Genomic DNA, 23245 nt, shown 5'->3' with positions numbered 1-23245 from the left:
GCAGCTCACCCCTGCACGCCGACGAACCACGGCGCGAGCCGTGGGTCGCCCAGGAACGGACCGGTCAGCACGACCGGGAGTCCGCCGGTGGCCCACGGCTCCGTCGTCGCCGGCGTCAGGGCGCGGTAGTCCCCCGGCGCCACCTCGATCCGCGGGCAGCCCGTGTCGACGACCCGGACCGATCCGTCGGCCGCGGTCAGCACGACGAACTCCTGCCCGGGACGCTCGCACGACGCCGCCTCCCCTGCCCGGCCCGCGGCCGCGTCGAAGGCCGGCTCGCCGGTGAACTCCGCGGCGTACACGAGGTCGAAGCGGTCGAGGCTCTCGACCGTGCGGTAGGCGCAGACCGTGCCGGGCTGCTGGTGGTCCTCGCCGTCGACGGCCGGCATCGCGTCGAGCTCGCTGAAGCAGTTCTCGCTCCCCCGCGCCGAGTCCAGGATCCGCTCGCGCAGGGCGGCGTCCCGGGTCGCGACCGTCACCGTGCTGCCGTTGACCTCGCGGGTCTCGCGCACCCAGCCGCCGCCCAGGTCGGTGCGGCCGGGCTCCAGCGGCACCCCGATCCAGAGGTACGGCGCCTGCGGCGTCGCGTCCGCGATCCCGCCCTGGCACATGTCGGACTGCCCCAGGGGCCGCCCGACGTAGGGCATGGTCGGGTCCGCCTCCTGCAGTCGCGTGCCGTCGCTGGTCACGAGAGCGCCGGGCTCGCCGCACCAGAAGAGGCCGTCGTCCGCTCCTTCGACCGGGCCGGACTCCGGGGCGCTGCCCCACCCCCACTCGGCCGGCACGTCGACCTGGGCATCGCGCCAGTACTCCGTGCGCACCTCCCCCGGCGAGGCACCGCCGTGGACGCGTCGGTCGTCGGGGCCGGTCAGCCAGCCGACCGTGACGCCGACCGCCGTGACGGCCAGGACGGCGAGGGCCGCGAGCAGCGGGAAGAGGTGGCGCCGGAGATCGACCATGGAGGACAGACGCGCGCGACGGGCCATGCGTTCCCTCAGACCAGCGGCTCGACGGGCGGGGCCGGAGCCACCTCCCGCTCGCCGAGCTTCACCACGACCACGCCGGTCAGGACGAGCGCGCCGCCGAGGAACTGGATACCGCGCGGCAGCTCGTCGAGCAGGAGCCACGCGAAGACCAACGCGAACAGCACCTCCAGCAGCGCCGCGAACGACGCCAGCCGCGATCCGAGGCGCCGCGACGCGGCGATGCCGGTGACGTAGGCCAGCGCCGCCGTCACCACGCCCAGGCCCAGCACCGGGACCCACCAGGCCACCTCGGTGCCGGCGTACTCCACCCGGGCCGCGGAGACGTGCATGGGCACGACACCGACCGCACCCGCCACGAGCAGCGCGGTCGCGCCGAGCACCAGACCGGCGGCCGCCAGCACGATCGGCGGCAGCCCGTTGCCCTCGTGCGCGGAGAGCACGAAGTACGTCGCGGCGCCGACCATCGCCCCGAGCGCCCACAGGACGCCGAGGGCGCTGAGGTCCGCGCCGGACACCAGGTCCAGCACCAGCACCAGGCCGGCGGCGGCGACGGCACCGCCCACGACGGTCAGCGGGCCGGGACGCTGGCCGTGCCTGAGCCACAGCCAGCCGACCACCGCGACCGGGGCGGTGTACTCGATGAGGAGCGCCACGCCGACCTGCATGTGCTCGACCGCGTTGAAGTAGGCCAGCTGGCACCCCGCCACGGCGACGAGGCCGTAGGCCAGCACCAGGCCGGCGTTGGGACGCAGCAGCCCCCACCGGCCGCGCAGCGCCAGCGCCGCCGGCACCACGAGCACGGCGGCCGCCACGAGGATGCGCACGGCGACGGCTGCCCCCGGCGTCCATCCGGCGTCGAGCAGGCCCTTGGCCAGGGCTCCCGACAGCCCGAAGGACATCGCCGACAGCGCCGCGAACCCGAGGCCGGACGCGGACCTGCTCCCCGTCGCCATCGCCTGCTGCGTCGTCGCCATGGCCGGAGCGTATGCCGCGGCGTCCACCGGGGCCTGCACCGGTGATGTCACGGATGCCGCGGGGTCCTCGCCTCGCCGAAGGTGAGGGCTGGCACAGAGCCACACCCCATCTCAAGGAGAGACCCACCATGTCATCCCCCACCCACGGGTCAGCGCGACCCGACGGCGTGCCGACACGAGGCGCGCTGACGGCGGTGGCCCGGGCCGGGGCCACGCACCCGGTCCGGACCATCGTCATCTGGGCGACCGCGCTCCTCGCGATCGTCATGGCCTCCAGCACCTTCGGAGGCGCCCTCGTCAACGAGTTCGTGATCCCCGGCTCGGAGACCCAGCAGGCCGTCGACCTGCTCCAGGAGAAGTTCCCCGAGCGGGCCGGCGACGCGGCGCAGATCGTGTTCCACAGCGAGCAGGGCCACCTCGGCGACGACGCCGCCCGGGCCGACGTCAAGGCCGCCCGCGCGGCCGCAGCCGACGTCCCCGGCGTGATCAGCGTCGGCGACCCGTACGCCGGCAAGGGCGGCGGCATCTCCGAGGACGGCACCATTGGCTTCGCCGACGTCCAGTTCGACAAGCCGTCGGCCGAGATCGACGACGCCGACGTGCAGCAGCTCGAGGACGACGTCCGGGCGGCGACGGACGGCACCGACCTCCAGATCGAGTTCGGCGGCTCGGTCATGGACAGCGTGCAGCCCGAGAGCCACACCAGCGAGATCCTCGGCATGGCCGCGGCGATGCTCGTGCTGCTCGTCGTCCTCGGCTCGGCCATGGCGATGGCGATCCCCATCACCACCGCGCTGGTCTCGGTCGGGCTCGGCATGACCCTGCTGACGCTGGCCGCCGGCTTCACCGACTTCAACGAGGTCACCCCCACGCTGGCGGTGATGATCGGGCTCGGCGTCGGCATCGACTACGCGCTGTTCATCGTGACGCGATTCCGCCAGGCGCTGGCGGACGGCCACACCTCGAGGGACGCCGCGATCATCGCGACCTCGACCGCCGGCCGGGCCGTGATCTTCGCGGGCGCGACCGTGGCGGTGTCGATCTCGGGCCTCGCGGTCGTCGGCATCCCCTTCGTCGCCAAGCTCGGCATCGGCGCGGCCATGACGGTCGTGGGAGCGGTGCTCACCGCCATCACGTTGCTCCCGGCCGTCCTGGCCCTCGTCGGGCACCGCATCGACTGGGGCCGGCTGCCGGCCCGCCGCCGCAGGACGCCGAATCCCGACCGCGGCCCGTTCGCCCGGTGGGCGGGGCTGGTCACCCGGCACCCGAAGTCGATGGCGACCGCGGCGCTGGCCATCGTCTGCCTGCTCGCGATCCCGGCCACCGACCAGCGGCTGGGGACGGCCGACGCGGGGACCAACCCGTCGGACACGACCACCCGCAAGGCCTACGACCTGCTGGCCGAGGGCTTCGGCCCGGGCATCAACGGCCCGCTCTTCGTCGCGGTCGACCAGACCGGCGACCCGCACGCGACCGAGGAGTTGGCCGCCGCGATCGCCCAGGACCCCGGGGTCGCTGCCGTCGCCGAGCCGCTCGTCAACGAGGCCGGGGACACCGCGCAGCTGCCGGTCATCCTCACGACCTCGCCGCAGTCGGAGGAGACGGCCGCGACCTTGCACCGGCTGCGCGACGACGTGATCCCTGCGGCCCTCGAGGGCTCACCGGCCCACGCGTACGTCGGCGGCGCGACGGCATCGTACGAGGACATCGCGAGCAAGATCGACAGCCGGATGCCGCTCTTCCTGCTCTACATCGTCGGCATCACGTTCCTGATCCTGTCGATGGCGTTCCGGTCGGTCGTGGTGGCGGCCAAGGCGGCGCTGACCACGATGCTGTCGGCCTTCGCAGCCTTCGGCGCCCTGACCGCGGTCTTCGAGTGGGGCTGGTTCGGCAACGCGATCGGGCTCGACGTGACCGGACCGACCGAGTCGTTCATCCCGATGGTCGTGCTCTCGATCCTGTTCGGTCTGTCGATGGACTACGAGGTCTTCCTGGTCAGCCGGATCCGCGAGGAGTACGTCCGGACCGGTGACGCCCGCGGGGCGGTCCGCACCGGCGTCGCCGCCATCGGCAAGGTGATCGTCGCCGCCGGCATCATCATGGGCGTCGTCTTCTGGGCATTCGTCCTCGGCGACGACCGCACGGTCAAGGCGTTCGGTGTCGGCCTCGGTGTCGCGATCCTCGTGGACGCGCTGGTCGTCCGGATGGTGCTGGTCCCGGCGCTGATGCACCTGCTGGGCCGCCGGGCCTGGTACATCCCGCGCTGGCTGGACCGGGTGCTGCCCCCGCTCACGATCGAGGCCTCGGAGCACCCCGAGCCGGAGCCCGAGCCGACTCCCGTCGGCGCGGCCTGACCCACTCTCGGCCCGCGCGGCGCACCCCCGCGCCGCGCGGGCCCCTTCCCTTCCCACCCACCGGGAGTCGTCATGCATCCCCGCACCACCACTCGCCGTACCTTCGCCCAGACCCTGGCCCGTGCCGTCCTCACGCCGGTCCTGGTCGTCGGTGGCGCCGCAGCCGGGTACGCCGGCGGGGCGGCCGCCGTCGCCGCCGGGCTCCTGCCGGGCGCCGGCATCCTGGACAGCCAGGTCCAGGACGGCCCCGACGCCGGCTCCCCGGACACGCTGTTCGCCGCCCACGACTGCTGGACGGGTGAGGCGGACCTGCCGCCCGACCTGCGCGGCCGGCGCCCCGGTCACGTCATCGTCACGCCCGCCCCGACGCGGCGCACGCCGCACCCGCGGCCGACGTACTCCGCCGGCCTCGTGGACGAGGCCCTGGACCACGTCTTCGGCACCGACCGGCACCCCGGCATGACGGTGCACGCGTTCTGCCGGTGACTCTCACCCGCTGGTGGCCAGCACCGGCTCGGCCGGGAAGGCGCCGATCAGCTGGGTGCGCGAGGAGACGCCGAGCTTCGGGTAGGCCTTGTAGAGGTGGTACTCCACCGTCCGTGGGCTAATGAAGAGCTGGGCGGCGATGGTGCGGTTGGAGGAGCCCTGGCTGACGTAGCGCACGATCTGGAGCTCCTGCGGGGTCAGCGTCTCGAGACCGTTGGTCTCGGGGGCCGGCGCCGACTCGCCGCTCGCGCGCAGCTCGGCGGCCGCCCTGTCGGCCCAGGGCCGCGCCCCCAGCTGCCGGAGCCCCTCGACGGCGGCCCGGAGGTGCTCGCGGGCCAGGCGCGGCTGCCGGTCGCGGCGGAGCAGCTCCCCCAGCGCGAGCCGCGCCCGGGCCTCGGCCAGCGGCAACGGGGCCAGCCGGAACACCTCGATCGCCATCGTGAGCCGCTCGACGGCCTCCGGCCCACCGAGCATCCCCTGGCACCACGCGGCCGCGGCGGCCGCGCCGGACCTCCCGGTGGCCTCAGCGAGCTGCACCAGCCGGTCGACCCCCGCCAGCACCTCGTCCTGCCGGCCGGCCCGGACCGCCGCCTCGACCAGGTCCGGCGTGGTCCACGTCGTCACCATCGGGTGGCCGACCTCCGGGCTAGCACCGGCCAGCGTCAGCAGGCGGTCGACGGCGGCGTCGTAGCGGCCGGCCGTGAGGTCGAGTCGGGCCGTGGCCCACAACGCCATCGCCGTGGGCAGGCCGAGGCCCAGCGGGGCTGCGATCGCGCGGGCGTCCTCGGCGTACCGCGTGCCCTCCTCCTCGTCCCCGGTCGTGGCGGCGAGGAAGGCCAGGATCGCGAGCAGCATGCTCGCCGAGCGCTGCTGCTCGGTCTCGACCGCGAGCCGCAGCCCCTCCTCGGCGGCCGCCCGCGCGGAGGCGTAGGAGCCGGCGAGGGCCTGGCTCATCGACGCGTGCTCCAGGGCGTAGGGCAGGCTCGCGACCGCCCCGTCGGCCCGGGCCACGTCGAGCGCCCTGCGGTAGAACCCCTGCATCGCGGGCACGTCCCCGAGGTTCAGCGCGGAGATCCCGGCCCACACGAGCAGCCGTGGGTCCTCAAGCCGCTCCCCCAGCGCCAGGACCCGCTCCAGCAGTGCCGCGTCGCTGGCCAGGCGGCCGCGCAGACCGGCGTTGCCCACCGCCAGCCAGCTCACGAGGAACTCCTCGCGCGTCGTCGTGCCCGGCCCCAGGCCCACCGCGGCCTCCGACACCGCGGCCACACGATCGAGGTCCCCGGCGTAGGCCGCACCCTCGACCGCCTCGGCGTACATCTCCATCGCCGCCCCCGGCTGGTCCTCGCGCAGCAGCGCCGCGGCCTTGAGCAGCAGGTCGTGCGCCACGCGGACCTCGCCCCGCCGGGAGGCCGCCCGCGCGCGGAGGTGCAGCAGCCGCGCTCGACTGCCGGCTCGGGCCGCTCCGGCCTCCGCCCGGTCGCCCAACGTGCGCGCCCGAGCGGGGTCACCGGACTGCCAGGCCGCCTCGGCCGCGTCGAGCAGTCGCCGGGTGCGCACCTCCGAGGTGGTGGACAGCGCGGCCGCACGCTCGTACGCCGCCGATGCGGCGCCCTGTCCGCTGCGTGCGCCGGACCGTCGGGCCAGGTCCTCGAGGGCGTCCGCGAGCTCCTCGTCGGGCCCCAACGCGGCCGCGGCCCGGTGCCAGAGGGCCCGGTCGTGCTCGCCGCGCGAGGCCAGCGCGTCGGCCAGCCGACGGTGCGCGTCGACGCGGCGGACCGTCGTGGCGGCGCCCAGGACGGCCGACCGGGCCAGCGGGTGCGTGAAGGTCAGCCGGTCCGCACGCAGCGAGACCAGGCCGGTCGCCTCGAGCTCGGCGACCGCCGCGGCCGGGTCTGCGGGCTCGGCGGCCCGCACCAGCAGGTCGACCTCGCCGACCTCGGCCGCGGCCGCCAGCAGCAGCAGGTCGTCCGCGGCCGGGGACAGCCCCGCGGACCGGTCGAGGAACGTGCGGCCCAGCCGGTCACCCACCGGGAGCGTGTCGGGCAGCGGACGCTTGCCGGTGAGCTGCTCGATCCCGAGGTCGCCGGCGAGCTCCAGCAGCGCCAACGGGTTGCCGTGCGTGCGCCCGGCCAGCAGGGACGCCACCTCGTCCGACGGCCGGGCCACGGCCGCACCGGCCACGAGGTCGGCGACCTCCGCGTCCTCGAGTCCACCCAGCACCAGCTCCGGGAACCCCGGTGCGACGACGACATCGCCCGCGCCGGCTCCGGGCTCGTCACGCACCGCGAGCAGCATCGCGACCGGCTCGGCCGTCAGCCGCCGTCCGAGGAAGAGGACGGCGTCGACCGAGGCCCGGTCGCACCACTGCAGGTCGTCGAGCACCAACAGGAGCGGCCGCTCGCGCGCGGCCTCGCTCACGAGGGACAAGAAGCCCAGCGCGACGAGGAAGCGGTCCGGCGTACGCCCTGCCGCGTCCATGCCGAGTGCCACCCGCACCGCGTCGGCCTGCGGCGCAGGGACCTGCTCCAGCAGCGGCAGCAACGGGTGGAACAGCTGGTGGACCGTGGCGTAGGCCAGCTCCGACTCGGCCTCGACTCCCGTGGCCTGCAGCACGCGGAAGCCCTCCACCTGCGCGGCCCGAGCCAGGAGCGTGCTCTTGCCCGCTCCGGCCTCGCCCCGCAGGAGGAGGACTCCCCCGTCAGAATCGCCGGCCCGTGTGAGCAACCCCTCGATGGCGGCCCGCTCGGCGGCGCGCCCGATGAGCACCCCATCACGGTAACCGAGCCTGGTCGGCCCTGCCTAGGACGTACGCCGACGCAGCGTGAGCGCCCCGCAGGCCAACGCCAGCGCGGTGCAGGCGAGCACCACGGAGGTGGGTGCGGCTGCGCCCCCGGCGTCGCGGGTGACCCGGTCGAGGGCGTCGTACGCGTAGGTCATCGGGAGGGCACGGGAGACCGCCTCCAATGCCGGCGCCATGGCGTCACGCGGCGTCAGCAGCCCGCACAGCAGCAGCTGCGGGAGCAGGAACGCCGGCAGGAACTGCACGGCCTGGAACTCCGTGCGTGCGAAGGCGGACACGAAGAGGCCGAGCGCCATCCCCAGCAGCGCGTTCGCGATGCCCAGGAGGAGAACAGCCCAGGTCGGGCCTTGGACGTCGAGGCCGAGCAGACCCATCGAGACCGTTGCGACGAGCGCTGCCTGGACGACCGCGACCGCCGCGAAGGCCGCGGCGTACCCGACGAGGATGTCGATCTTGCCGACCGGCATCGTCAGCAGCCGTTCGAGGGTGCCGCTGGTCCGCTCGCGCAGCATCGCGATCGAGGTGACCAGGAACATCGACAGCAGCGGGAAGACACCGAGCAGCGGCCCGCCGATGCGGTCGAAGGTGCCGCCGTCGTCGAAGACGAACCGGATGATCGTGACCAGGACGCACGGGACGACCAGGAGCAGCGCCAGCGTGCGGTGGTCGTGTCGCAGCTGGAGCGCGACCCGACGGGCGGTCGCGGCGGTGGCGCGCAGGCTCATGACGATGCCTCCGTCGCCAGCTGCAGGAACGCCGCTTCCAGGTCCTGCTCCCCCGTCCGGGCCCGCAGCTCGTCCGGTGGTCCGGAGGAGAGCAGTGTGCCGTCCCGCATCAGGAGCAGGTCGTCGCAGCGCGCCGCTTCGTCCATGACGTGGCTGGAGACGAGCAGCGAGGTGCCCGCCTCGGCCAGGCCGCGGAACGTGTGCCAGAGCTCCTGCCGCAGCACCGGGTCCAGGCCGACCGTGGGCTCGTCGAGCACCAAGACCTCGGGCTGGCCGAGGAGGGCGCTGGCCAGGGACACCCGCGCCCGCTGGCCGCCGGACAGGTCGCTCGTCCGCTGGTCCTGGACCCGGCCCAGGTCGACGAGGGCAAGCGCCTCGTCGATGCGGTCTCTGGGCGCGCCCGTCAGCCTGGCGAAGTAGGCGAGGTTCTGGCGCACCGTCAGGTCGTCGTACAGCGCGGGACGCTGGGTCACGTAGCCGACCCGCGACCGGGGCGACGGCGACCCGGCGGGCTGGCCGAGCACCGAGACCCGGCCGGACTCGACCACCTGGATGCCCATGATCGCGCGGATCAGGGTCGACTTGCCGCAGCCGCTCGGCCCGAGCAGGCCGGTCACGGACCCGCGGCCGATGCCGAGCGAGATGCCGTCGAGCACGAGGCGTCCGCCGCGGCGGACGACCAGGTCGTGCACCACGACGGCGGGGTGCCGGTGGGTGGGTCCTCCCGGGCGTGGGCGAGTGGTTGTTGCGTGGGACAGCATGGGGATTCCTTTCGTGAGGGTGCTGTGTGCCCCCACGGTCCGGCGGCGACGTCTTCCTGGGCATCCGTGTCGTCACGGGTCCCCCCGCTGGTTGAGGTGCGAGGTTGCGCAGCAACCGAGCCTCGAAACCCGGTGAGCCGGGAGTCGACCGTGTGGGAAAAGAATTTCGAAAAGTGTCTCGCATGATGGGACAACCGCAGGTCAGCGGGTCGGTACTGTCGGCGGTCGCTGCTGGAATGGACCCATGCTGGTGGAGACGATGCAGGGCGGGTGGGGGATCCAGGTCGATGACCTGGATGCCGACTGGCTGGTGTCGTTGATGGAGGACGCCGAGGTCCAGTCCCGCCAGGCCGAGCGGCGCAAGCTGCGCTACGCCGGCCAGTGGTGCGTGCTGCACCCCGCCACCGCAGATACCGGGGTCGCGACCTGGGCCGAGACGGGTCCCGAGGCGCTGCGGTGTGACGAGGCGATCGGTGGGGAGGGCACCCCGCTGGTCGCTGCGTTCGCCGCCGAGGGACTCGGGGCGGCGTTCCAGATCTCCACCGGCGCAGCGGTCCAGCTGATGGCCGACGCGCTCAACCTGCAGCACCGCCACCCCCGGATCTGGGCCAAGGTCGAAGCCCTCGAGGTCCCCGCCTGGCGGGCCCGCCGGGTCGCGCAAATGTGCGCCGCCCAGTCCGCCGCGGTCGCAGCCCACGTCGACGCCGCCCTGGCGGACCGGATGGGTGCCTGGGGAGTGACCACGATCGAGAACGCCATCGCGACCGCGGTCGCTGACCTCGACCCCGAGACCGTCGCCGACGCCGAGGACGAGGCCAAGGCCGCCTGGGGTGTGCGACTCACCCACGGCTCACCCCGACGGATCGGGGTGTGGGCGGGCACCTCGACGTTGGAGATCACCGGCGACACCGCGGACGTGACCGCGTTGCACGACCTGATCTGTGCCACCGCCCACCAGCTCCTCACCGACGACAGTCCCTGGAGCGGGGAGTCGTTGGAGGTCCGCAAGGCCCGTGCGGTCGGTGTCATCGCCACACAGACCGGTGCTGGTGGCGCGACGCCGGTGACCCGGATGTACCTCCACATCGACGCCGACGACCTCGCCGACCCGACCGCGACCGGGTGGGCCGAGCGCCTCGGCCCGGCGACGGTGACCAAGATCCGCGACTGGCTGGCCGGCACCCGGGCCACGATCCTCCCCGTGCTGGACATGCGCCGCACTGACGCGGTGGACCGGCACGACCCGCCGGCCTGGATGGCCGAACAGGTCAGGCTCCGCGACCCCCACTGCGTCTTCCCCTGGTGCCAGAAGGACTCCCGGGGCTGCGACCTCGACCACATCGAGCCCTACGTGCCGATGGACGAGGGCGGGCCACCCGGTCAGACCCGACCAGAGAGTCTCGGCCCACTTTGCAGGCGGCATCACCGCTGCAAGACCAGCCGACGATGGCACTACGCCAGGAATCCCGACGGCACCTACACCTGGACCGGACCCCACGGCCGGACCTACCTCGTCACGCCTACCGACACACGCCTGCTCGCCTAGGCTGGGGAGATGGGCGATCGTTGGGGCACCGAGGGACCGCCCGACGAGGCCTACTCGCGCGTGACGCGCGACCTGCGAGCGGTGATGCGGAGTTCGCCGCCTACGCCGTCGTGCCGGCAGATCCAGGCTCTGCCACCTTGCTCGTCCGCCGCTACAGCTTCGACGGGGCGAGTTCGGTGCATCTCGCCGTTGGCATCGGAGTCGAGCACAAGGCTCCCTGGTGTTAGCGCCCCGTCGACGAGGGGTTGGTTGGAGCAGGGCTACGAGTGGAGCGGTGGACGGAGCATCGGCAGCAGCGCCGAGATCTCCGGGACCCCGTACTCCGCGACGTGGAGTGCCTGGGGCTGACTCAGCTGAGCCCGGACACGAACGCCCGCAGGTGTGCCCGGAACTCCTCCGGCCGCTCTCGCCAGGGGTCGTGGCCGGCGCCGGGGATCACGACGAGCTCGGCGTCCGGCACGAGGTCGGCCACCTCGGCGGCACTCCAGGTCGGACGGGGGTCGCCGTCGCCGTGGATGACGAGGGTGGGGCACCGGACCGCGCGGCAGCGGTCGCGCTGGAGGGACTCGGGCTCGCCGTCGACCTCGGCGTTGAGGGCGCGGTTGGCGTCCCAGTTGATCGTGAGGTGCACCCGGGCGTCCTCGTGCGCCCAGGCGCTGGCGCGGTCGGGATCGGCGAAGTCCGGGAGCCAGGACAGCGCCCGCCACTCGACCTCCTCGGCCCAGGTGCGGTGCTCGAGCTGCCCGAGCAGGTCGCGGCGCATCCGCTGCCAGGCGGTGAGCCGTGCGGCGGAGGCGGCGCGGTGGTCGGTCTTCCAGGAGGTGCCCGGACCGACCCCGCTGCAGTGCACGAGCCCCTGGACGGAGTCGGGGAAGCGGGCGGCGTAGGCGAGGCCGACGGTGGCACCGAAGGAGTGGCCGAGGACGATCCACCGCTCGTGGCCCCAGTGCACGCGCAGCGCCTCGAGGTCGTCCAGCAGGTCCGTCATCGAGGGGACCGGGCCCGAGGAGTGGCCACAGCCACGCTGGTCGAAGCGGTGGGTGACGACCAGGTCGTCGGCCAAGCCGGCGACGGGCGCGAGGTAGTCCCACAGCCCCGGACCGCCGTGGACCAGCACCATCGCGGCGCCGGACGCGGCCGGCGGACCCGAGGAGGTCCACAGGTCGACGCCCTCCGCGACGGTGACCGTCATCCGAGGAAGCGCTTCACTACCTCGCCGAAGACCTCCGGCTGCTCGGAGTGGACCCAGTGCCCGGCGCCCTTGATCGTCACGCGACGGTTCCTCGGGAACCACCGGTCCATCGCGGCGGCGTAGTCGTCGGTCACGTAGTCCGACTTCTGACCGGCGATCCACAGCACCGGACCGTCGTACGTCGTTCCGGGCTCGAGCCGGTCCTCGGGCCAGCCGCCGAGCCGCTCGAGGTCGCGCCCGAGCAGGTCCAGGTTGGGCTGCCAGGACCAGCCGTCGTGGTGCCGGAGGTTCTGGAGCAGGAAGCTCCGCACGACCGGGTTCGGTACGGCGTCCGCCAGGGCCGCGTCCGCCTCGCTCCGGCGCTCGAGCGCGTCCAGGTCGAGGGCCTGCATCGCCTCGATGTAGCCGGCGAACTCGGAGGTGTGGTGATAGGCCACGGGCGAGACGTCGACGACGCACAACCGCTCCACCAGCTCGGGGTGGCGCAGGGCGACGAGCATCGCGATCTTGCCGCCCATCGAGTGCCCGACGAGGGCCACCGGGTCGTCGGCGGAGAAGAGCTCGGCGACCCGGTCCGCGGCGGCGAGGTAGTCGAACTCCTCGCTCCACGCCGACTTCCCGTGGTCGGGCATGTCGACCAGCAGCACGCGGTGGTCGGCGGCGAGCTCCTTGCCGATCCGGGTCCAGTTCTTGCCCTGCCCGAACAACCCGTGGCAGAAGACGACCCGCTGGCCGGACTCTCCCAGCGAGGTCGTGTGCAGGCCGGACGCGCGGGCTGGGGCGGACATGTCCCGAGGTTATCGGGGGCGTCACCGTAACCAGCGATCGGCGTACGACGTTGTGGTGTCACGACCGAGAAGGGACCCACCACCCATGTCGCACCTCCGCACCCGGCTCCTGGCGCTCACCTGCGCCGCCGCTGCCGTCCTGTCGACCACTGGCGTCACCAGCGCCGAGTCGGCCTCTGCCCAGGCCCTCGCCGGCACCCACCCCGGCCTCGCCCGGCTGCTGGCGGGCGGCACGCCGACCGGCCGCGCGATCGTCGAGCTCCCCTCGGTCCCCACCGCCGCGCAGGTCAGCGCGCTCCGCGGCCTCGGCCTGACCGTGCAGCCGATGCACCGCCTGCCGATGGCCCTCGTCCAGGGCTCGGTCGCCCAGATCACCTCCGCGGTCACGTCCGGGATCGGCACCGACGTCTACCCCGACGAGCAGCTGCAGTACACCGACACCGCGTCCTCGGACGCGATGTCCTCGACCGTGGGCGCCGCCAAGGCCCTGCGGGCGAAGGGCTTCACGGGCAAGGGCGAGACGGTCGGCATCATCGACTCGGGCTGCGACGGCACCCACCCGGACCTCGCGGACCACATCACGCACAACGTCACGCTCTACAGCCCGGAGTACGCCAACCAGGGCACCGACCCGACCCTCGTCGTCCCGATCGACCAGGGCCCCTTCAACAACACCGACCTCGGCAGCGGGCACGGCACCCACGTCGCTGGCATCATCGCCGCCGACGGCACGACGAGCCCCGACCACCTCGGTGTCGCCCCCGACGCCGACCTGGCCTGCTTCGCCATCGGCGCGGTCATCACCACGACGGCGGTCGTGACGGCCTTCGACTACATCCTCGACCAGCCCGACCTGTTCTCCATCGACGTCATCAACAACTCGTGGGGCAACAGCTTCCGGCAGTACGACCCGCAGGACCCGGTCAACGTCGCCACCAAGGCCGTCTCCGACAAGGGCGTCGTGGTCGTCTTCGCCGCCGGCAACTCCGGGTCCGACAGCGGCGAGGCCAGCGTGAGCCCCTTCAACCAGGCGCCGTGGGTCATCTCCGTCGCGGCCGGCTCGCTCAAGCGCGAGCGTGCGGACTTCTCCTCCAACGGCCTCGAGGTCGACAACGGCAAGGCGGTGCCGATCGGTGCCGACGGCCACACCGTCCTCACGGGCGACCGGATCGGCAACACCCAGCCCGACGTCATGGCGCCGGGATCGGACATCTCCTCCTCCTGCGACACCACCGGCACCGTCATCGGCCCGTGCCCTCCGGGCGAGAACGCCTCCGCCTCCGGCACCTCGATGGCCTCCCCGCACATCGCCGGCGCCGCCGCCGTGCTGCTCCAGGCCAACAGGCACCTGTCGGTCGGCCAGGTCCAGGACGCCATCAAGGCCACCGCGTCGCCGGTCAAGGCCGGCGACAAGACGCTCGGCTCGTGGCAGGTCGGCTACGGCCACATCAACCTCGACAAGGCCGTCGCGCTGGTCCGCGGCAGCGACTGGCGCGCCGACCTGCGGGCCGCGAAGCAGCGGGCCGACCACCGGCTCGCCGGCCAGGACGCGTGGGCGGTCACCCGCGCCGACCTGTGGCAGGAGGACGCTCCCCCGGCCTCCGTTGGCGGCTCCTACACCGCCACCCACACGGTCACCGTGGCGTCGGGCGTCTCGGCGCTCAAGGTCGCGCTCGTCTACCCGACGCCCGGCACGGCCTTCAACGCCGCGAGCTTCACCGCGACGGTCACCGACGCAGCCGGCAAGGAGGTCGGCGTGACCACCACCGACCTGCTCTACACCACCGGCATCGCCCACGTGCTGGTCAAGGGCGTCAAGCCCGGCGCCTACACGATCACCGTCACCGGCGACTACGCCGCCTCCGACCCCGACACCCTCGACTCCGACTCGGTCAACGGCCGGGTGGTGTTCCTCCAGGCGGCCCAGCTGCGCCGGCGCTGAGGGGGTCAGAAGTCGAACATGTCCCCGATGTCGCCGAACATGTCGCCGACGCCGTCCCCGATCGCCCCGATGCCGTCGCCGATCCCCTCGCCGATGGCACCGAGCCCGTCACCGAGGCCGTCGAAGCCGCCGCCGAACAGCATGCCCATGAACATCATGTCCATGACGCCGAAGTGCCCGAAGTAGCCGCTCGCGTAGGGCTGGTAGGCCCGACCGCCCTGCCAGTAGGGCACCCGTCGGGACCCGACCATGACCATGCGTGAGTCGGGCTCGGCGCCGGCCCGGACGCGCTCGGCGTCGAGCGCGCAGGCGGGTACGTCGCGCACGGCACCGCCCGGCGGGGCGTAGGGGACGTCCTCGGTCGAGAGACCGTGGCGGGGGTCGAAGAAGCACGGCGGCCGGCGGGTCGGCAGCGGCCGGCCGTCGACGCGGGCCCGCACGCACGCCATCGCGTAGCGGCCGTCCTCGAGGATCTCGGTCACGTGCTTGACGTCGTCGGGCCGCTGGATCGCGTCGCCGGCCGACTTGGCCGCCTCGTAGGCGTCCAGCGCTCGTTGGTAGTCGGCGTTCTCGCCCGGCCCGAGCTCGCGGCCCGCCAGGTCGAGGTCGAGCGACTGGAGCTCCACGCCGAGGGCGGTGATGTCCTCGAAGGCCAGCTTGCGGACCGGCTCGAGCTCGGCCTCCCGCTGCGCGGCCAGGCGCTTCTCGTTGTTCCGCCGGGCGGCCACGACCGCGAACCCGAGGCCCACCAGCAGGAGGAGTACGACGACGCCCATCATGCGTTCAGGATACGGATGACCGGGTGAGCCGCCTCCGGGCGGGCCGGGCCGGTCAGGCCCCGGCCGCAGCCGGACTGAGGTCGGCCCCCTCCGCGTCCTCGGCGGTGAGCGGCTGGGCGATGCTCTCGAGCGACTGGCCCTCGGCCTTCACCCCGAGGAACGCCGCCACGACCCCGCCGGCGACCATCAGGACGGCGCCGAGGTAGTAGCCGGGCGCGATGCCGGTGATGTCGCCGCTGGCCGACGCGTCGTCGATCAGCTTGCCGAAGAGCAGCGGACCGGTGATGCCGCCGACAGCGGTGCCGATCGCGTAGAAGAACGCGATGCACAGCGCCCGGGTCTCCATCGGGAACACCTCGCTCGCCGTGAGGTAGGCGGCGCTCGCGCCGGCCGAGGCGAAGAAGAAGATCAGCGACCCGATCAACGTGAGGGTCACGGCGGTGACGCTGCCGAGGAAGAAGCCGGTGATGCCCAGGACCACGCCGGAGAAGATGTAGGTGAACGTGATCATCCGGACCCGGCCGATGGTGTCGAAGAGCCGGCTCAGCAGCAGCGCGCCGGCGAAGTTGCTGACGGCGAACACCGCGATGTACCAGCCGGTCTGCTTCACGCCGAGGAACGTGGTCAGGCTGTCGCCGTAGGTGAAGAAGAAGGCGTTGTAGAGGAACGCCTGGCCCACGAAGAGCGAGAAGCACAGGACGGTGCGCTTGGGGTAGAGCGTGAAGACGGTCCGCGCGATCAGGGCGATGCTGATCGTCTTGCGCTGCCGGATGGTGATCGAGTCCGAGACGGGCTCCAGCCGGCTGCCGGTCTCGTCGGTGACGGTCTTCTCGATGCTGGTGACGATCCGCTCGGCCTCGTCCTCGCGGCCGTGGATGAACAACCAGCGGGGGCTCTCGGGCACGTTGCGGCGGACGACGAGGATGCCGACGGCCAGGATCGCGCCGAGGCCGAACGCCGCGCGCCATCCCCAGCTCTGGTCGACCAGGGTCGGGTCCAGCAGCGGGATCGTCAGCAGGGCGCCGCCCGCGGCACCGACCCAGAACGAGCCGTTGATCGCGACGTCGATGCGGCCGCGGTACTTCGCGGGGATCAGCTCGTCGATCGCGGAGTTGATGGCGGCGTACTCACCACCGATGCCGGCGCCGGTCAGGAAGCGGGCGCCGAGGTACCAGGTGGGGTTCATGGAGAACGCCGTGAGCACGGTGGCGAGGGTGTAGACCGCCAGCGTGATGAGGAACAGCTTCTTGCGGCCGAGCCGGTCGGTGAGCTGTCCGAAGAACAGCGCGCCCAGGCAGGCGCCAGCGACGTACACCGCGCCGGCGAGGCCCACCTGGTAGCTGCTCATGCCCAGGCCGGTCTTGGGGTCGGCCAGCGCGGTCGACATCGAGCCGACGATGGTGACCTCGAGGCCGTCGAGGATCCACACCGTGCCGAGCCCGATCACCACCAGCCAGTGCCACTTCGCCCACGGCAGCCGGTCGAGCCGGGCGGGGATGTCGGTCGTGATACGTCCTGTCTCTGCTCCCATGCACAGAGGCGTACCCACTGGATCGCAGACGTAACCCTCGTCACCCAACCCGCTGGTCGAGGTGCCCATCGCACCCCGACCAGCGGGGTCGATCAGCGGGCGCTGTAGTCGCGGAAGCCGCGCTTGGTCTTGCGGCCGAGGTAGCCGGCCGTGACCAGGTGCTCCAGCAGCGGCGCCGGCGCGAAGCCGGGCTCGCGGAACTCCAGGTAGAGCTCGCGCTGGATGGCCAGCGACACGTCGTTGCCGACCACGTCGAGGAGCTCGAAGGGGCCCATCGGCAGCGCACAGCCCTGCTTCATCGCGACGTCGATGTCGTCGGCCGTGGCGTAGTGCGCCTCGAGCATCTTGACCGCGTCGTTGAGGTAGGGGAACAGCAGCGCGTTGACGATGAAGCCGGCCCGGTCACCGCACGAGACCGCGACCTTGCCGACCTGGTCGCACAGCGCGCGCGTGGTCTCGGTGACGTCCTCGTCCGTGGTGACGGTCGAGACGACCTCGACCAGCTTCATGATCGTGGCGGGGTTGAAGAAGTGCATGCCGATGACGTCCTGGGGACGCTTGGTCACCTTGGCCATCGAGATGATCGGCAGGCTCGAGGTCGTGGTCGCCAGGATGGCGCCGGGCTTGCAGATCTCGTCGAGGTTCTCGAAGAGGGTCGTCTTGATCTTGAGGTCCTCGGCGATCGCCTCGACGACGATGTCGACGGACTTCAGGTCGTCCAGCGAGGTCGACCCGGTCAGGCGGGCCAGCACCTCGGCCTTGCCCTCCTCGGTCGCGCGGCCGCGCTGGATCTGCTTGTCGAAGTTCCTGGTGACCGTGGCCAGGACGCCGTCGACCTTGTCCTGCGAGCGACCGACGAAGAGCACGTCGAAGCCGGCCTTGGCGAAGACCTCGGCGATGCCCGCGGCCATCGTGCCGGTCCCGACGACGCCGACCTGCTTGATGTCGTGCTTGAGCTGGGGCTTGTCGTCCGCGCTGGGGGTGTGCGCGTCGTCGACGACGATCGGGCTGTCGGGCGCCTCGTAGGTGTAGAAGCCGCGGCCGGACTTGCGGCCGAGCAGCCCGGCGGTGACGTACTGCTTGAGCAGCGGGGCCGGCGCGTGGAGGCGGTCGCGGCCCTGCTTGTACATCGTGTCCAGGATCTCGTACGCCGTGTCGAGGCCGATCAGGTCGAGCAGCGCCAGCGGGCCCATCGGGTAGCCGCAGCCGAAGCGCATGGCGGCGTCGATGTCCTCGCGCGAGGCGTACTTGCCCTCGTACATCGCGACGGCGTGGTTGAGGTAGCCGAACAGCAGGGTGTTGGCGATGAAGCCGGCCTTGTCGCCGCAGACGACGGGGTTCTTGCCGAGCTTCTCGACGAGCGCCTTCACGTCGTCGAGCACGGTCTGCTCGGTGACGACGGTGCGGATGATCTCGACGAGGTTCTGGACCGGGGCCGGGTTGAAGAAGTGGACGCCGATGACCCGACCGGGGCGCGAGTTGGCCGTCGAGATCTCGGTGACCGAGAGCGAGGAGGTGTTGGTGGCGAGCACGGTGTCGGGGCCGACGATGTCGTCGAGCTCCCGGAAGATGCCCTTCTTGATCTCCAGCGACTCCACGACCGCCTCGACGACGAAGTCGGCGTCGGTGAGGTCCTTCATCGAGGTGGTGAGCTGGATCCGCCCCAGGATCTCGGCCTGCTCGGCCTCGGTGATCTTGCCGCGCTTCACGGCGCGCGCGGTCGAGTGCTCCAGGTGCTGGCGACCGCGGGCCACCGCGTCGTCGTTGAGCTCGACACCCACGACGGAGAAGCCGTTGCGGGCGAAGACCTCGGCGATGCCGGCACCCATGGTGCCGAGTCCGATCACGCCGATGGTGCCGAAGTCGCGGCCGGCTGCGGGCGCGGTCGATTCAGGGGAAGTGCTCGTCATGGGGCGCATCATGGCACGGCTCACGGAGGCTCACCGTGGCGCACTTCACTCGCCGGTAACTTAACGATCCAAACGCCCACGGACCGGACGGGTCATGACGATCCGGGCCCCGTTGTGCTCCAGGCCGAGCGCGATCTCGTGCTCGTGGAGGCGCCGCTGCCAGGGCTCGAGCTCGGCCACCTCGACGAAGCCGAGGCCCGCGTAGAAGGGCCCGTTCCAGGGCAGGTCACGGTAGGTGCACAGCGACATCTCGTCGTACCCCTGCCACCGCGCCTCCTCCAGCACCGCCGCCACCAGCGCCGATCCGATCCCGCGCCGGCCCTGCTCGGGGACCACCGAGATCTGCTCGAGGTGGGCGTGCCCCTCGACGTCCAGCACGTGGGCGAAGCCCACGACCTCGCGGTCGACGCCGGCCACCACGATGAAGCCCGGCAGCAGCGCCCGGTCGAAGCCCGACCCGGCCGGCGACAGCAGCACGGGGGCGATGTCCTCACCGAACGCCTCGGCGAACATCGGCCCGCCCGAGTCCTCCACCGCGGCCAGGTGACGCAGGTCCGAGGGCCGCGCGAGGCGGAGGGTGATGCCGGGGGTGACGCGGGCCGGTGGAGTCATGACGGCCACTGTAGATTCGTCGCCCGTGAGACTCGTCGTTGCGCGCTGCCAGGTCGACTACGCGGGACGCCTGACGGCGCACCTCCCGATGGCCACCAGGGTCCTGATGATCAAGGCGGACGGCTCGGTCCTCGTGCACTCCGACGGCGGCTCCTACAAGCCGCTCAACTGGATGTCGCCGCCCTGCACCCTCCGCGAGGGCACCACCGACGACGGCCAGGTCGAGTGGACCGTCACCAGCAAGACGGCCGACACGCTCCGGATCCTGATCGAGGAGGTCGTCCACGAGTCGTCCCACGACCTCGGCATCGACCCCGGCCTGCAGAAGGACGGCGTCGAGAAGCACCTCCAGGAGCTGCTCGCCGAGCACCCGGCGTCCCTCTCCCCCGGCCTCACGCTCGTACGCCGGGAGTTCCCGACGGCGATCGGCCCGGTCGACCTGATGTGCCGCGACGGCGAGGGGCTCAGCGTCGCCGTCGAGATCAAGCGCCGCGGCGAGATCGACGGCGTCGAGCAGCTGACCCGCTACCTCGAGCTGCTCAACCGCGAGCCGCTCCTGACCAGCAAGGGGCCCGTCCGGGGCATCTTCGCCGCTCAGGAGATCAAGCCGCAGGCACGTGTGCTCGCGACCGACCGCGGCATCGCCTGCGCGGTCGTGGACTACGACGCCCTGCGCGGCATCGACGACTCCGAGCACCGGCTGTTCTGATGCGGATCTACCACGTCGCCACCCTCGCCGACTGGGAGGCCGCGCAGACCTCGGGCGCCTACACGACCTCGACCCGCGGAGTCACCCTCGAGCAGGAGGGCTACATCCACGCCAGCCGGGAGGACCAGTGGCGCGGCGTATACGAGCGGTACTACGCCGACGTCACCGAGCCGCTCGTGCTGCTCGTGGTCGACACCGACCTGCTCTCCTCCCCCGTCGTCGAGGAGGTGCCGGCGCCGGGCATGACCGAGACCTACCCGCACGTCTACGGCCCGATCGACCCGGCCGCGGTCGTGGAGGTCCGCCCGGCCGACCCCGCCTGACCGGCCACCATCGTCACCATCAGGTCGACGGCAGCGCGGTTGGAGAGTCCCTGGGCGAGGCAGAGCGACTGCCAGGTCGTGAACGATGCCGCGTGCGCGGTCGCGGCGCGCAGGATCTTGCCGGCTCGTCCGGGCCAGGGCTGGAGCAGGCAGGCGAGCCACTGCTCCTCAGCCGCGCGGCGACGCTCGACGAGGCGGGTGGGGACCACCTCGGCGTCCCGATGGATGTGGGCCAGCATCTGGTGGCCGTCACGGTAGTAGCGGTAGAGGTCCGTCAGTCCGGCCCGCAGCCGCAGCACGGGGTCCGCGTGCCGACTCCAGACCTCGGGGTCGGGGAGCCGCTGCCGGGCCAGCCACTGCCCCGAGCAGGCCAGGAAGAGCGTCTCCTCGTCGGGGAAGTGTCGATAGACCGTCGCCCGGGTCACGCCTGCGGTCGCGGCGATGGCCGCGATGGTCGTCCGCGACGGGCCGAGCGTGCCGTGCAGGGTCTCGGCCGCATCGACGATGCGCGCCGCGGTCCTCGCCTCGTCCTCGCTGCGCTTCGTCTTGCGGTAGACACGCCTTTCGGTCGAACGCAAATGTTCGCTCAAATCGTTGACACCGTCCTCGCCCGGGTGAATCTTTGAGAGAACACCACTGTACTTCCAACTTCCGACAGGAGTCGTCACCATGACCACCTCCCCAGCCCCGGAGCTCACCATCCTGCAGCCGGGAGAAGGTGAGGAGCGCGACCTCGGCACCATCGGCGTCGTGTTCAAGCTGTTCGGCGAGCAGACCAACGGGCAGGTCTCGATCGTCGAGCACCCCTTCCCTGTCGGCGCGTGCGTGCCGCCCCACATCCACACCCTCGAGGACGAGTACTCCATCGTGACCGCAGGGGAGATCGGGTTCCGGTCCGGCGACCGCGAGGTCGTGCTCGGGGCCGGTGGCTACATCACCAAGCCCCGGGGCGAGGCACACACCATGTGGAACGCCGGCTCCGAACCGGCGCGGATGATCGAGGTGATCAGCCCCGCCGGCTTCGAGCACTTCTTCTGGGCGGTCGGCGGCCTGGTGGCGTCCGGACCGCCCGACCCCCAGGAGCTCGGCGCGCTGGCCGAGAAGTACGGGCTGGTCCTCGCTCGGGTCCCCTGGCTGGACGACATCATCGAGCGCTTCCACCTCACCCGTCCCCCGGGCGCCTGAGGCAGGGCTGACCGGGTCATGGACGCCCCGTCGAGGTCGTGCCACCGTGGGATGACGTCCTGCTGGAGGTGAGCACATGGAAGCGTCCGCACAGCCGATGGCCTGCCCCGACTGCCACGCCCTGACCGACGACCTGGCCACGCACGAGCGGTGGCACTCGCGCCTGGTCCACGACATCGCCGTCGCCGTCGACAAGGAGAACAAGCGCCGCGAGGCGGCCGGAGCGCGCTGAAGTCCGGCTCGCTCAGCCGTCGGCACCGCCCTGCGCCTGCCGCCGCTCGTGCAGGCGCTGCTGCGCCGCGGGCAGGAACGCCAGGCACGGAGCCTCCGCGTCCGGGTGCTTCTCGGTGAGGTGGAAGGTCCACCGGTCCATCGCGGCCATGAAGCCGTTGTCGCCGCCGGGGCGGTAGGCCGACCACTTCCGGTGGCCCTTCGCGCGGCACGTCGTGCAGCTGATCTTGTAGACGAACTGCTGGTCGCCGTCCAGGTCGATCGACACCGACGCCAGCGGACCGGCCTCGGCGGCCGCCTTCCGCTCACGAGCAGATCTGCTCGCCACCATGTCGCACCCCACGTCCGTTCGAGTCCGACGAGCCTAGCCCCCACGTCACGGCACCCGGCACATACCCGGTTCCGGGGATGCCGCTCCGGACCAGCACTCCTAGCGTCACACGGAGGGGACCAGCTCGGCGGCCCCTTGCGGGGTCGCCCTCCCAGAAGGGTGTCCCGATGATCCGCAAGATCCTCAGCGTCATCAGCGTGTGCGCGCTCGCGGTCGGTCTGTCGTTGACCGCCGCCGTCGCCGCGCCGCCGCTCGTCCAGCTCTCCGGTGCCATCTTCACCAGCGACGCCTCCGGCGTCCCGGTCAACCTCAACCACTACGCCGACAAGCGCGACGTCTACCTCAACGGCGGACCCGGCATCAACGCCCCCGCCGACGCCGCCGGCCTGCCGCCGGGCGTCTACGCCTTCCAGGTCACCAGCCCGTCGGGCAAGACCCTGCTCTCCAACGACCCCGTCGGGTGCCGTCGCGTCACCATCGGCGACAACGGCCTCTTCCAGGACGTCCTCCCGAGCGGAGGCTGCGGCCACGTCACCGGGATCGACGGCGAGCACGGCGGCATCACCGTGCAGCTCTACCCCTACGACGACACCCCCAACCCGGGCGGCGTCTACAAGGTCTGGCTCACGCCGTACGACGCCCTCGACTGCAACGCAGCGGGCAACAAGCACTGCTTCGTGCCGGGCGACAGCAAGACCGACAACTACAAGGTGAAGGCGACCGCCATCGTCGAGATCGACACCCGGTTCCACCGCAACGGCGACCTGGTCGACGGCCTCGCCGCCACCTGGACCGACACGCTCGGCGCCTCCAACGTGAAGTACTCGGAGTACGCCCCGAGCCGGCTGGCGTTCCACGAGGCGCACGTCGAGGCGGTCGAGGAAGGCACGCACAAGATCACCGTGGTCGACCAGGCCGGGTGCACCATCGGCAGGGTCCTGACGCCGAACGGCAACTGGGTCAAGCCCAACAAGGGCCGCGTGTCCGTGTCCGTGTCCGTGGCGTCGTACAGCAGTGGAGCCGACGTGACCTACTTCGTCGACGTCTACTGCATCAACTGACACCCTGAGGAGGCGGGGC

Annotated in this window: 22 protein-coding genes; 9 read left to right on the top strand and 13 right to left on the bottom strand. The window is 72.2% G+C overall.

Annotation, left to right across the window (positions count from 1 at the left end; translation table 11 throughout):
* Positions 1 to 5: 5 nt before the first annotated feature.
* Together FB382_RS04755 and FB382_RS04750 are read right to left on the bottom strand one after the other, a co-directional pair.
* The gene (locus tag FB382_RS04755) at positions 6 to 986 is read right to left on the bottom strand and encodes a hypothetical protein (protein ID WP_182537236.1); all 981 of its coding nucleotides are present in this window, start codon (positions 984 to 986) and stop codon (positions 6 to 8) included.
* Positions 987 to 994: 8 nt separating this feature from the next.
* Positions 995 to 1960 (bottom strand): EamA family transporter, encoded by a 966-nt coding sequence (locus FB382_RS04750; RefSeq protein ID WP_182537234.1) that lies wholly within the window; start codon positions 1958 to 1960, stop codon positions 995 to 997.
* A gap of 128 nt (positions 1961 to 2088) precedes the next feature.
* Between FB382_RS04750 and FB382_RS04745 the strand changes: the two genes are divergently transcribed.
* Together FB382_RS04745 and FB382_RS04740 are read left to right on the top strand one after the other, a co-directional pair.
* Positions 2089 to 4314: an MMPL family transporter gene (locus FB382_RS04745; RefSeq protein WP_182537232.1), complete on the top strand. Its 2226-nt coding sequence runs from the start codon at positions 2089 to 2091 to the stop codon at positions 4312 to 4314.
* A gap of 72 nt (positions 4315 to 4386) precedes the next feature.
* Positions 4387 to 4800: a hypothetical protein gene (locus FB382_RS04740; RefSeq protein ID WP_182537230.1), complete on the top strand. Its 414-nt coding sequence runs from the start codon at positions 4387 to 4389 to the stop codon at positions 4798 to 4800.
* Positions 4801 to 4803: 3 nt separating this feature from the next.
* Here the strand turns inward: FB382_RS04740 and FB382_RS22785 are convergent, their stop codons facing one another.
* The 3 genes from FB382_RS22785 to FB382_RS04725 are packed head-to-tail and all read right to left on the bottom strand — an operon-like array spanning position 4804 to position 9020.
* Positions 4804 to 7566, bottom strand: a complete 2763-nt coding sequence (locus FB382_RS22785) for an AAA family ATPase (RefSeq protein ID WP_182537228.1) — start codon at positions 7564 to 7566, stop codon at positions 4804 to 4806.
* 33 nt (positions 7567 to 7599) lie between these two features.
* A complete protein-coding gene (locus FB382_RS04730; RefSeq protein WP_182537226.1) occupies positions 7600 to 8325 on the bottom strand; it encodes an ABC transporter permease in 726 nt (241 codons plus the stop codon).
* Positions 8322 to 9020, bottom strand: a complete 699-nt coding sequence (locus FB382_RS04725; RefSeq protein ID WP_343055486.1) for an ABC transporter ATP-binding protein — start codon at positions 9018 to 9020, stop codon at positions 8322 to 8324. Before FB382_RS04725 ends, FB382_RS04730 begins: the two co-directional genes overlap by 4 nt.
* Positions 9021 to 9330: 310 nt before the next feature.
* Between FB382_RS04725 and FB382_RS04720 the strand changes: the two genes are divergently transcribed.
* Positions 9331 to 10632 (top strand): HNH endonuclease signature motif containing protein, encoded by a 1302-nt coding sequence (locus FB382_RS04720; protein ID WP_182537222.1) that lies wholly within the window; start codon positions 9331 to 9333, stop codon positions 10630 to 10632.
* Between the two features lie 349 nt (positions 10633 to 10981).
* Here the strand turns inward: FB382_RS04720 and FB382_RS04715 are convergent, their stop codons facing one another.
* Positions 10982 to 11824: an alpha/beta fold hydrolase gene (locus FB382_RS04715; protein ID WP_182537220.1), complete on the bottom strand. Its 843-nt coding sequence runs from the start codon at positions 11822 to 11824 to the stop codon at positions 10982 to 10984.
* On the bottom strand, positions 11821 to 12612 hold the full coding sequence (locus FB382_RS04710; RefSeq protein ID WP_182537218.1) for an alpha/beta fold hydrolase: 792 nt from the start codon (positions 12610 to 12612) through the stop codon (positions 11821 to 11823). The genes FB382_RS04715 and FB382_RS04710 overlap by 4 nt, the downstream gene beginning before the upstream one ends.
* 85 nt (positions 12613 to 12697) lie before the next feature.
* On the opposite strand from FB382_RS04710, the gene FB382_RS04705 reads away from it, so the two are divergent.
* On the top strand, positions 12698 to 14554 hold the full coding sequence (locus FB382_RS04705) for a S8 family peptidase (RefSeq protein WP_182537216.1): 1857 nt from the start codon (positions 12698 to 12700) through the stop codon (positions 14552 to 14554).
* Positions 14555 to 14559: 5 nt separating this feature from the next.
* Here the strand turns inward: FB382_RS04705 and FB382_RS04700 are convergent, their stop codons facing one another.
* The 4 genes from FB382_RS04700 to FB382_RS04685 form a co-directional block, all read right to left on the bottom strand.
* Positions 14560 to 15333 (bottom strand): hypothetical protein, encoded by a 774-nt coding sequence (locus tag FB382_RS04700; RefSeq protein WP_182537214.1) that lies wholly within the window; start codon positions 15331 to 15333, stop codon positions 14560 to 14562.
* Between the two features lie 52 nt (positions 15334 to 15385).
* Positions 15386 to 16864 (bottom strand): MFS transporter, encoded by a 1479-nt coding sequence (locus tag FB382_RS04695; protein WP_182537212.1) that lies wholly within the window; start codon positions 16862 to 16864, stop codon positions 15386 to 15388.
* Positions 16865 to 16956: 92 nt separating this feature from the next.
* Complete coding sequence (locus FB382_RS04690) at positions 16957 to 18774, bottom strand: 3-hydroxyacyl-CoA dehydrogenase family protein (protein ID WP_246377087.1); 1818 nt, start codon at positions 18772 to 18774, stop codon at positions 16957 to 16959.
* Between the two features lie 60 nt (positions 18775 to 18834).
* Positions 18835 to 19386: a GNAT family N-acetyltransferase gene (locus FB382_RS04685; RefSeq protein ID WP_182537210.1), complete on the bottom strand. Its 552-nt coding sequence runs from the start codon at positions 19384 to 19386 to the stop codon at positions 18835 to 18837.
* 25 nt (positions 19387 to 19411) lie between these two features.
* Between FB382_RS04685 and nucS the strand changes: the two genes are divergently transcribed.
* Both nucS and FB382_RS04675 read left to right on the top strand, forming a co-directional pair.
* Positions 19412 to 20095, top strand: coding sequence for an endonuclease NucS (nucS, locus tag FB382_RS04680; protein WP_182537208.1), 684 nt, complete (start codon positions 19412 to 19414; stop codon positions 20093 to 20095).
* Positions 20095 to 20418, top strand: coding sequence for a DUF952 domain-containing protein (locus FB382_RS04675; RefSeq protein WP_182537206.1), 324 nt, complete (start codon positions 20095 to 20097; stop codon positions 20416 to 20418). The genes nucS and FB382_RS04675 overlap by 1 nt, the downstream gene beginning before the upstream one ends.
* On the opposite strand, the gene FB382_RS04670 is transcribed toward FB382_RS04675, so the two are convergent.
* A complete protein-coding gene (locus tag FB382_RS04670) occupies positions 20361 to 20996 on the bottom strand; it encodes a TetR/AcrR family transcriptional regulator (RefSeq protein ID WP_220481258.1) in 636 nt (211 codons plus the stop codon). The two genes, FB382_RS04675 and FB382_RS04670, sit on opposite strands and share 58 nt — an antisense overlap.
* A 91-nt stretch (positions 20997 to 21087) precedes the next feature.
* Here FB382_RS04670 and FB382_RS04665 point away from each other — a divergent pair, with 91 nt between their 5' ends.
* Positions 21088 to 21603 carry a cupin domain-containing protein gene (locus tag FB382_RS04665; RefSeq protein ID WP_182537202.1) on the top strand — a complete coding sequence of 172 codons (516 nt, stop codon included), beginning with the start codon at positions 21088 to 21090 and terminating at the stop codon, positions 21601 to 21603.
* A gap of 76 nt (positions 21604 to 21679) precedes the next feature.
* Positions 21680 to 21835, top strand: a complete 156-nt coding sequence (locus tag FB382_RS04660) for a hypothetical protein (RefSeq protein ID WP_182537200.1) — start codon at positions 21680 to 21682, stop codon at positions 21833 to 21835.
* Between the two features lie 12 nt (positions 21836 to 21847).
* On the opposite strand, the gene FB382_RS04655 is transcribed toward FB382_RS04660, so the two are convergent.
* The gene (locus FB382_RS04655; RefSeq protein ID WP_343055485.1) at positions 21848 to 22102 is read right to left on the bottom strand and encodes a hypothetical protein; all 255 of its coding nucleotides are present in this window, start codon (positions 22100 to 22102) and stop codon (positions 21848 to 21850) included.
* 230 nt (positions 22103 to 22332) lie between these two features.
* On the opposite strand from FB382_RS04655, the gene FB382_RS04650 reads away from it, so the two are divergent.
* Complete coding sequence (locus FB382_RS04650; RefSeq protein ID WP_182537197.1) at positions 22333 to 23226, top strand: hypothetical protein; 894 nt, start codon at positions 22333 to 22335, stop codon at positions 23224 to 23226.
* Positions 23227 to 23245: the final 19 nt, after the last annotated feature.

This window comes from Nocardioides ginsengisegetis, assembly GCF_014138045.1.
Classification (GTDB): Bacteria; Actinomycetota; Actinomycetes; order Propionibacteriales; family Nocardioidaceae; genus Nocardioides; species Nocardioides ginsengisegetis.
Note: the sequence above shows the minus strand (reverse complement) of the source record. Positions and strands in the feature narration are given on the sequence as shown.

Excerpts from the sequence above, each read along its gene's own strand:
- FB382_RS04650 (WP_182537197.1), top strand. The coding sequence starts at position 22,333 with ATGATCCGCAAGATCCTCAGCGTCATCAGCGTGTGCGCGCTCGCGGTC.
- FB382_RS04695 (WP_182537212.1), bottom strand. The coding sequence starts at position 16,864 with ATGGGAGCAGAGACAGGACGTATCACGACCGACATCCCCGCCCGGCTC.
- FB382_RS04705 (WP_182537216.1), top strand. The coding sequence starts at position 12,698 with ATGTCGCACCTCCGCACCCGGCTCCTGGCGCTCACCTGCGCCGCCGCT.
- FB382_RS04730 (WP_182537226.1), bottom strand. The coding sequence starts at position 8,325 with ATGAGCCTGCGCGCCACCGCCGCGACCGCCCGTCGGGTCGCGCTCCAG.
- FB382_RS04660 (WP_182537200.1), top strand. The coding sequence starts at position 21,680 with ATGGAAGCGTCCGCACAGCCGATGGCCTGCCCCGACTGCCACGCCCTG.
- FB382_RS04675 (WP_182537206.1), top strand. The coding sequence starts at position 20,095 with ATGCGGATCTACCACGTCGCCACCCTCGCCGACTGGGAGGCCGCGCAG.
- FB382_RS04750 (WP_182537234.1), bottom strand. The coding sequence starts at position 1,960 with ATGGCGACGACGCAGCAGGCGATGGCGACGGGGAGCAGGTCCGCGTCC.
- FB382_RS04710 (WP_182537218.1), bottom strand. The coding sequence starts at position 12,612 with ATGTCCGCCCCAGCCCGCGCGTCCGGCCTGCACACGACCTCGCTGGGA.
- FB382_RS04690 (WP_246377087.1), bottom strand. The coding sequence starts at position 18,774 with ATGACGAGCACTTCCCCTGAATCGACCGCGCCCGCAGCCGGCCGCGAC.
- FB382_RS04715 (WP_182537220.1), bottom strand. The coding sequence starts at position 11,824 with ATGACGGTCACCGTCGCGGAGGGCGTCGACCTGTGGACCTCCTCGGGT.
- FB382_RS04755 (WP_182537236.1), bottom strand. The coding sequence starts at position 986 with ATGGCCCGTCGCGCGCGTCTGTCCTCCATGGTCGATCTCCGGCGCCAC.
- FB382_RS04665 (WP_182537202.1), top strand. The coding sequence starts at position 21,088 with ATGACCACCTCCCCAGCCCCGGAGCTCACCATCCTGCAGCCGGGAGAA.
- FB382_RS04685 (WP_182537210.1), bottom strand. The coding sequence starts at position 19,386 with ATGACTCCACCGGCCCGCGTCACCCCCGGCATCACCCTCCGCCTCGCG.
- FB382_RS04740 (WP_182537230.1), top strand. The coding sequence starts at position 4,387 with ATGCATCCCCGCACCACCACTCGCCGTACCTTCGCCCAGACCCTGGCC.
- FB382_RS04700 (WP_182537214.1), bottom strand. The coding sequence starts at position 15,333 with ATGATGGGCGTCGTCGTACTCCTCCTGCTGGTGGGCCTCGGGTTCGCG.
- FB382_RS04720 (WP_182537222.1), top strand. The coding sequence starts at position 9,331 with ATGCTGGTGGAGACGATGCAGGGCGGGTGGGGGATCCAGGTCGATGAC.
- FB382_RS04745 (WP_182537232.1), top strand. The coding sequence starts at position 2,089 with ATGTCATCCCCCACCCACGGGTCAGCGCGACCCGACGGCGTGCCGACA.